The sequence below is a fragment of the Kluyvera sp. EC_51 genome (assembly GCF_019584505.1).
In the GTDB taxonomy this organism is placed as follows: Bacteria; Pseudomonadota; Gammaproteobacteria; order Enterobacterales; family Enterobacteriaceae; genus Kluyvera; species Kluyvera sichuanensis.
Genome location: NZ_VDAG01000025.1, coordinates 1 through 1,960 on the forward strand (window position 1 = coordinate 1; position 1,960 = coordinate 1,960).

General features: G+C 47.9%; 1 protein-coding gene and 1 pseudogene. One reads left to right on the plus strand and one right to left on the minus strand.

Features of this window, described 5'->3' with window-relative positions:
• Positions 1–115 precede the first annotated feature (115 nt).
• Positions 116–694 (plus strand): annotated as a pseudogene (locus FHC49_RS07425) (LytR/AlgR family response regulator transcription factor); the annotation flags it as partial.
• 67 nt (positions 695–761) lie between these two features.
• On the opposite strand, the gene glk reads toward FHC49_RS07425, so the two are convergent.
• Positions 762–1,727 carry a glucokinase gene (gene glk, locus FHC49_RS07430; protein ID WP_195207115.1) on the minus strand — a complete coding sequence of 322 codons (966 nt, stop codon included), beginning with the start codon at positions 1,725–1,727 and terminating at the stop codon, positions 762–764.
• Positions 1,728–1,960: the final 233 nt, after the last annotated feature.

Genomic DNA, 1,960 nt, shown 5'->3' on the forward strand with positions numbered 1-1,960 from the left:
AATAGCCTAAATAGGCTGATTCGATGTGTTTGCGGGAAAAAAATCGGCCCAGATCCGCGAAATTTTAATCAGCGAGTCAGCTTGGGAAGAAATGACCTGCTTATTCGCACCTTCCTTAGATATAAACATCCCTTCTTTAGATGGCGTGTTATTGGCGCAAAACATCAGTAAATTTGCCCATAAGCCATTTATCGTGTTTATCACTGCCTGGAAAGAACATGCGGTAGAAGCGTTTGAACTTGAAGCGTTCGACTACATTCTGAAACCTTACCAGGAGTCGCGCATTATCGGCATGCTGCAAAAACTGGAAGCTGCATACCAGCAACAGAATGCCCCGGCGTCTGGGAATACGACGAACCGCGAAGCGTTGACGATTAACCTGGTGAAAGATGAGCGAATTATCGTCACCGACATCAACGATATTTATTACGCCGAAGCGCACGAGAAAATGACGTTTGTTTATACGCGACGTGAAGCCTATGTGATGTCGATGAATATCACCGAGTTTTGCCACAGGCTGCCCGAAAGCCACTTCTTCCGCTGCCACCGTTCATATTGCGTTAACTTAAGCAAAATCCGCGAGATAGAGCCGTGGTTTAACAATACTTATATTTTACGCCTGCGGGATTTGGATTTTCAGGTGCCGGTGAGTCGCAGCAAGGTAAAAGAGTTTCGTGCGTTGATGCGCTTGTAAATCGGGCGCAGGAATTTGCACCCGATTTGTAGGGTGGATAAGCGTTATCCACCATTTTTTTAGACTACTAAAGAACCTGTCCCAGCGTCTGACGCAGATGCGCGCCAGCACCCAGCAGTCCAGGTTGATCATGCACAATCAAGTAGACCGGGATATTTTGTACGTACTCTTTAAAACGCCCTTTGTCTTCAAAACCACCACGGAAACCGGATGCTTTAAAGAATTCCAGGAAACGCGGCACGATCCCACCTGCGATGTAAACACCACCAAACGTTCCCAGAGTCAGAGCCAGGTTGCCACCAAAACGCCCCATGATCACACAGAACAAAGACAGCGCACGACGACAGTCGGTGCAGCTATCTTCTAGCGCTCGTTCAGTAATATCTTTCGGTTTATAACCCTGCGGCTCGCGACCATCGGATTTAACAATAGCGCGGTACAGATTCACCAAACCTGGTCCTGACAGCACTCGTTCAGCGGAAACATGACCAATTTCGGTGCGCAGTTCTTCGAGGATAATCCCCTCTTCTTCACTGTTTGGCGCAAAATCAACATGACCGCCCTCACCCGGTAGGCTAACCCAGCGTTTATCAACGTGAACGAGATGCGCCACACCAAGCCCGGTACCTGCGCCATATACCGCAACAGGTTTACCTTTGATTGGCTCACCGCCGCCAAACTTAATCAGATGCTCATCTTTGATCATCGGAATAGCCATCGAAACAGCGGTGAAGTCGTTAATGATTTCCAGATGTTCAAAGCCAAGATTCTTTTTCATCTCAGCGGTAGAGAATGCCCAGGTATGGTTGGTCATCGCCACCCAATCGCCGGTAATCGGGCAAGCAATTGCGATACAACCGTCAGTCACACTAACACTGTGCTCTTTGAGATAATGCACCACAACCGCTTCCAGGCTCGGAAAATCGAGGCCCGAATAGGTTTTTGCCTGAGTGATGTCGCCATTTTCTACGTTGCACAGTGCCAGACGTGCATTGGTACCGCCTACATCTCCTACCAAAGCATATTTTGTCATTCTTCCACTGCTCCGCTAAAGTCAAAATAAGTCCTGACAACACTGTAAAATTAGCTAGCCTAAACAACAACGACCAGATGAGAAGTGCCTTGGGATTATAGATCTTCGTCACAGATTAGGGAAGGTGCGAACAAGTTCCTGATATGAGATCATCATATTCATCCGGAGCGCATCCCAGAGGGACATCATGAGCCATCAACTCACCTTCGCCGATAGTGAATTCAGCACTAAGC